General features: G+C 66.5%; 6 protein-coding genes. 4 read left to right on the plus strand and 2 right to left on the minus strand.

The window, feature by feature from the left end:
- Window positions 1-88: 88 nt before the first annotated feature.
- A complete protein-coding gene (locus ON32_RS01485) occupies window positions 89-346 on the minus strand; it encodes a DUF2277 domain-containing protein (protein ID WP_040788125.1) in 258 nt (85 codons plus the stop codon).
- 186 nt (window positions 347-532) lie between these two features.
- Here ON32_RS01485 and ON32_RS01490 point away from each other — a divergent pair, with 186 nt between their 5' ends.
- Window positions 533-1351: a DUF1266 domain-containing protein gene (locus tag ON32_RS01490; protein WP_040788126.1), complete on the plus strand. Its 819-nt coding sequence runs from the start codon at window positions 533-535 to the stop codon at window positions 1349-1351.
- A gap of 4 nt (window positions 1352-1355) precedes the next feature.
- Here the strand turns inward: ON32_RS01490 and ON32_RS01495 are convergent, their stop codons facing one another.
- On the minus strand, window positions 1356-2318 hold the full coding sequence (locus ON32_RS01495; protein WP_051132754.1) for a hypothetical protein: 963 nt from the start codon (window positions 2316-2318) through the stop codon (window positions 1356-1358).
- 348 nt (window positions 2319-2666) lie between these two features.
- Here ON32_RS01495 and ftsH point away from each other — a divergent pair, with 348 nt between their 5' ends.
- The 3 genes from ftsH to ON32_RS27475 form a co-directional block, all read left to right on the plus strand.
- Window positions 2667-4994: an ATP-dependent zinc metalloprotease FtsH gene (ftsH, locus tag ON32_RS01500; protein WP_040788129.1), complete on the plus strand. Its 2328-nt coding sequence runs from the start codon at window positions 2667-2669 to the stop codon at window positions 4992-4994.
- 132 nt (window positions 4995-5126) lie between these two features.
- A complete protein-coding gene (gene folE / locus ON32_RS01505) occupies window positions 5127-5750 on the plus strand; it encodes a GTP cyclohydrolase I FolE (protein WP_085995101.1) in 624 nt (207 codons plus the stop codon).
- A gap of 50 nt (window positions 5751-5800) precedes the next feature.
- Window positions 5801-6000 (plus strand): dihydropteroate synthase (locus ON32_RS27475; protein WP_373284230.1); only part of this gene is annotated, 200 nt, incomplete at its 3' end.

The following is a 6000-nucleotide window of genomic DNA, read 5'->3' on the forward strand; positions in this document are numbered from 1 at the left end:
CTCGTGGCGGGAGCGGGTGGGCGCCGTACCGTCCCCCGGTCGCGCCGGCGGCGTTCGAGCCGGTGATCGGGAAGCCGGGATGTGGCCGTTATGGCCCTTCGTGGGCGGCGATCCGGCGCAGTGGTGGTTCGGTGGCCGGCGGAACCCGCCGTTCCGGCAGTTCGGCCAGCAGCGTGGTGGTTGCCGCCGCGATGGCCGCCACCGCTTTGTCGACCGCCGGTTTCGTGGTGGAGCTCAGTCCGGACAACCCGCCGACCTTGCGCACGTACTGCAGGGCGGCAGCGTAGATCTCCTGCTCGGTCGCAGGGGGCTCCAGGCCACGTAAAACGGTGATGTTTCTACACATGGAAGAACACTAAGCCAAGAAGTGTCGGCGTGTCGGGGACACGGATGAAGATGTGAAAATCTTTCGGTTACCCACTGTCGAGGCGGATCGCGGCCGGTACGAGACCGGAACCGCACCTACCGTTTCGCGCGAAGACAATCCGTTCGCGTCGGTCCACAGGAGCGTCGATCCACCTAGACTCGCGGTATGGCCGCAGCCGGATCGCCCGTACTCACCCCGTTTCCCTACCCGGAGCTCGACAAGCGCGAAGAGGACCACTGGTCCGGTGCGCAGATCGAGGACGATCGGTTGCGCGCCCTATCGCTCGGCGGCTTCTACTCGGCCCGCTGGGACGCCTTCCACGACGCGCTGCTGCTCGGTCCCGAGCGCGACCATCCCCTCGGCGATCGGCGCGAACTGGCCATCGATACCCTCACCGGCGCATGGGGCATCACCGATGGCACCGAGGCCCGGGCCACCATGGAACAGTTGCTCGAGGGTATGCACGCCCCGCTCTACGCCCTGGTTCATCCGCTGGTCATGGCCTCGCTCAATGCCAGCGAACGCGACCGATTCGGCGAACGCGCCGATCGGCACCGCGCGTTCCTGCGCCAGGTGGCCGCGTTCCGCGGTATCGATAATGCGGAGGCGCTGGTCCGCGACTACGACATCTGGTCCCAGGCCATCAAGATCGGTTTCACCGAGCATCTGTCCCGGCCGCTGCCCAGCGATATCCACGCCTGGGATCTGGCCCGGGTGGTCGCGGTGGCCCGGATGGCCTATACCGCCGGGTATATCGATGCGGATACCGCCTGGCGGTATCTGGCCCGCGCGTTGCCACTCGCGCAGCGCAAGTATCGGAACTGGCGGCAGTTCGGTGACGCCTATCTCACCGGCTGGACCTACTGGCAGGCCGGAGAGGATCTGGCCGAACTCAAGGACGGCGGGGTCGATCGCCGAATGGAACTGCTGCGGCTGTGGTTGCGGCCGTCCAGCCCATGGCGGCGGATCGATTTGCACCCGTAGCGGGTCATACCCCGGGCAGCGAACGCAGGATACCGCGGCCGTAGCGTTGGAACTGCGTATCGTCCACCATGCCGAGCGAATGCCGTTCGACCAATAGCTCCCATTCCGAGTACAGCTGCCCGACCCCGGGATCCGGAGGACCGGCCAGTCCGTCGAAGGCCATCAACCGGACGGCGAAGTTCACCGCGCAGGTGACGCGTTCCGTATCGGCCCGATCCCGGCCGAGGAAGCGCATGGTGAGGTTGCCGTCGTGGATATCTATACCGGCGTCGTCGGGAGCGCCCGCTTCGGCCGCGCCCAGGATCGGTCCCTCGATGGCATGCGCCCACATGATGACCGGAATCGGCAGCTCATGGGCCTGTCGTTCGCCGGCGGCGGTGGAGATGAACAGCAATCGCCGGCTGGTCACCGCGAGCAGGCCCGGTCCGTCGCCCACCGGTGGGCGGGCGACGACGAAGGCCGTTTCGAGAACGTATTCGTCGGGGCCGGCATAGCCGTGTAGATCGGCGACGGCCGCGTCGGCTTCCGGGCCTTCCCCGGGAACGGACATCCGGTGCACGGCCCGATCCACATCAGCGCGAATCGGCCGGTCATCGACCCATTGCGGCGTCGGCGGAGTCAGATCGGGGGCGGCGACATCGATCCGCCGCGCAGCCAGGATCTGGTCGTTGATGCGGGAGACGATCTCGGCGGCCGCGGGCACGTCGTGTTCGGCGATGAGCACCGGCAAGGGGGTGCGGTCCGCCGGCACCCCGGTCAGGACCGGAGTCGGATATCGCAGGTAGATCTCGATGACGACGGCGTCGTCGGCGCGCCGGCTGAGTTTGGCCTGGAGTAGCTCGGTCACCGGGACGTCCAGGACCCGTTCATCGGCCTCGTCGCCGTCCGCGCCCGGACGCAGCACGGTCAGGCGACCGCGGCCGTGCCGCACTATCGCTGTGGGTGTTCGTAGCTCGACTATGTTCATACCCCCTGCGCTCGGGTCGCGCCTTCGGTTGTCATCGGTCGTGCGGTTGTCGTCGGTCGTGCGTGCCATGATGTGATCGCTCGAACTCGACCGGTCGGCAGGTGTTCGGGAACTACCGGTGTTTTCCGACCGTTTACCCATTGAACTGCATCACCTGCCGGACTTTGTGTGCGAGGTAAGTCAGTAGCGCGATGTAACGAGTAGACCGTACGCGGTAACGTGGCATATCCGCATCCGAATCCGTTCACGAGGCGGAAACGATGTGGGTTGCGCCACGATCTTCAGACGCATCGCTAGGTAAGAACGCGGAGACACCACCGAAAGGACTGGCCGCCAGGCCGACGCTCTATGAACCGCAAGACAGTGTTTCGCACCCTGGCGATAATCGCGGGCATCGTGCTCGTGATCTATCTGTTCAGCTATTTCGGCAACGATACGCGTGGTTGGCAGAGTGTCGACACCTCGGTGGCCCTGAGCCAGCTCGAGGACAAGGCCAATGTCAAGCATGTTCAGATCGATGATCGCGAGCAGCAGCTGCGGATCGAGCTGAACAACGGCAACGACGCGACCGACGGCCGGGACAAGATCATCGCCAAGTATCCGGGCGGCAGCGACACCTCCGCGCAGGTCTTCCAGGCCGTACGTGACTCCGGTGCCCCGTACAACACGGTGGTGCGGCAGGAGAGCTGGTTCACCCAGATCCTGCTGTTCGTCCTACCGATGATCATCCTGCTGGGCCTGTTCGTCTTCGTGATGTCCCGGATGCAGGGCGGTGGTCGCGGCGGCATGATGGGCTTCGGCAAGTCCAAGGCCAAACAGCTGTCCAAGGACATGCCCAAGACCACTTTCGCCGATGTGGCCGGCGCCGACGAGGCGGTCGAAGAGCTCTACGAGATCAAGGACTTCCTGCAGAACCCGGTGCGCTATCAGGCGCTCGGCGCCAAGATCCCCAAGGGTGTGCTGCTCTACGGTCCGCCCGGCACCGGTAAAACGCTGCTCGCCCGTGCCGTCGCGGGGGAGGCGGGTGTGCCGTTCTTCACCATCTCCGGTTCGGACTTCGTGGAGATGTTCGTCGGTGTCGGTGCCTCCCGGGTCCGTGACCTGTTCGAACAGGCCAAGCAGAACAGCCCGTGCATTATCTTCGTCGACGAGATCGACGCCGTCGGCCGCCAGCGCGGCGCCGGTCTCGGGGGCGGCCACGACGAGCGCGAACAGACCCTGAACCAGCTGCTGGTGGAGATGGACGGTTTCGGCGACCGTACCGGCATCATTCTCATCGCGGCCACCAACCGCCCCGATATCCTCGACCCCGCCCTGCTGCGTCCCGGTCGGTTCGACCGCCAGATCCCGGTCACCAATCCCGATCTGGCCGGTCGGCGCGCCATTTTGCGGGTGCACTCGCAGGGCAAGCCGATCGCGCCGGACGCCGATCTGGACGGCCTGGCCAAGCGCACCGTAGGTATGTCCGGCGCCGATCTGGCCAATGTGATCAACGAGGCCGCTCTGCTCACCGCCCGGGAGAACGGTTCGATGATCACCGGGGAGGCGCTCGAGGAGTCGGTCGACCGGGTTATCGGTGGTCCCCGCCGCAAGAGCCGCATCATCAGCGAACACGAGAAGAAGATCACCGCCTACCACGAAGGTGGTCACACTCTGGCCGCCTGGGCGATGCCCGATATCGAGCCGGTGTACAAGGTCACCATCCTCGCCCGCGGTCGCACCGGCGGACACGCCATGACGGTGCCCGAGGACGACAAGGGCCTGATGACCCGCTCGGAGATGATCGCCCGCCTGGTGATGGCCATGGGTGGTCGCGCCGCGGAGGAGTTGGTGTTCGCCGAGCCGACCACCGGCGCGTCCTCCGATATCGACCAGGCCACCAAGATCGCCCGGGCCATGGTCACCGAATACGGTATGAGCGCGAAACTGGGCGCCGTCCGCTACGGCCAGGACCACGGTGATCCGTTCCTCGGTCGTTCCATGGGCACCGCCCCCGACTATTCGCACGAGGTGGCGGGCGCCATCGACGAAGAGGTGCGCAATCTGATCGAGGCCGCGCACACCGAGGCGTGGTCCATTCTCAACGAGTACCGGGACGTGCTCGACGATTTGGCCGCGGCGCTGCTGGAGCGGGAGACCCTGCACCGTCGGGAGCTCGAGACGATCCTCGCCTCGGTGCAGAAGCGCCCGCGGATCACCGCCTTCAACGATTTCGGTGATCGGGTGCCCTCCGACAAGCCGCCGATCAAGACCCCGGGTGAGCTGGCCGCCGAACGGGGCGAGCCCTGGCCACCGGAACCGGCTCCCAAGCCTGCCGTGCCCGCGTCCGCCGGGGCCGGCCCCGCGAATGGCTATCCGCAGCCCGCCGGAACTCCACCGCAGTCGGGTTTCGGTCATCCGCTGCCGTCCCGGCCGACCCCGGCATATCCGGGACGCGGCACCCAGGGGTCCCGCCCCGACTACGGCGCTCCCGCCGGTTGGTCGGCCCCCGGATGGCCACCGCAGGAACAGCCGCAGCCATCCGGTTACGGCGGGCTTCCGGGTGCGACCCCGGAACAGCAGCCGCAGGGTTACCGACAGCCGGACAGCGGTCGTGAATCCGCACCGGGAGAGGCCGGGGACGACGGTGGTGAGGGGACCGCCCGGCCCTGGGATGAACCGAACGGTCGGCACTGACCGGCGCGGTTTACGCTCGGTCACCGATGGTGTCGGGCGCGTAGCCGCACCTGAGATTTGGAGGTGTCCTCTTTGTCGGCCAACCAGCACAGCAACGGTCGGGCGTCCACTGCCCCGGAGATCCCCGCCGACCTGGGCGAAAGAGTCGAGAACGACGGCCTGGCACTCGTCGCACGGCATACCGGTAAACCGTTCGACCAGCCGCGGGCCGAGGCCGCGATACGGGAACTGTTGATCGCGGTCGGGGAGGATCCCGACCGCCCCGGTCTGATGGACACCCCTGCTCGGGTGGCTCGCGCCTACCGTGAGATGTTCGCCGGTCTCTACGTGGAACCGGACCGGGTTCTCGACACCACCTTCGACGAGGAACATCAGGAGTTGGTGCTGGTTCGCGATATCCCCATGTACTCGACCTGTGAACACCATCTGGTCTCGTTCCACGGTGTCGCGCACGTCGGCTACATCCCGGGTCCGCACGGCCGGGTCACCGGTCTGTCCAAACTGGCCCGGTTGGTCGACCTGTATGCCAAACGTCCTCAGGTGCAGGAACGGCTGACCAGCCAGATCGCCGATGCCGTTATGCGCAAACTGGACCCGCGCGGGGCCATCGTGGTGGTCGAGGCAGAACATCTGTGCATGGCCATGCGGGGTATTCGCAAGCCGGGCGCCAGCACCACCACATCGGCGGTGCGTGGCCTGTTGCAGACCAATGCGGCCTCACGCGCCGAGGCCCTCGAGCTGATCCTGCGCAAGTGACCGGCCGCTCACCGGGCACCGGGGAAACGGTTGCCGATACCCACCGGCTCCTGCCGGGGGTCGTCCCACAGCCCGGAGTGACCCCACGACAGGGGCGGTCGTGTGTGGTGATGGGTGTGGTGAATGTCACCAGTGACTCGTTCTCCGACGGTGGCCGCTACCTCGATCCGGATTTGGCGATCGGGCACGGGGTGCGGCTGTTCGAAAGCGGAGCCGACATCATCGATGTGGGCGGGGAGTCCACCCGTCC

The organism is Nocardia paucivorans NBRC 100373, assembly GCF_000308675.1.
Lineage (GTDB): Bacteria > Actinomycetota > Actinomycetes > Mycobacteriales > Mycobacteriaceae > Nocardia > Nocardia paucivorans.

Excerpts from the sequence above, each read along its gene's own strand:
- ON32_RS01485 (WP_040788125.1), bottom strand. The coding sequence starts at position 346 with ATGTGTAGAAACATCACCGTTTTACGTGGCCTGGAGCCCCCTGCGACC.
- ON32_RS01490 (WP_040788126.1), top strand. The coding sequence starts at position 533 with ATGGCCGCAGCCGGATCGCCCGTACTCACCCCGTTTCCCTACCCGGAG.
- ON32_RS01495 (WP_051132754.1), bottom strand. The coding sequence starts at position 2,318 with ATGAACATAGTCGAGCTACGAACACCCACAGCGATAGTGCGGCACGGC.
- ftsH (WP_040788129.1), top strand. The coding sequence starts at position 2,667 with ATGAACCGCAAGACAGTGTTTCGCACCCTGGCGATAATCGCGGGCATC.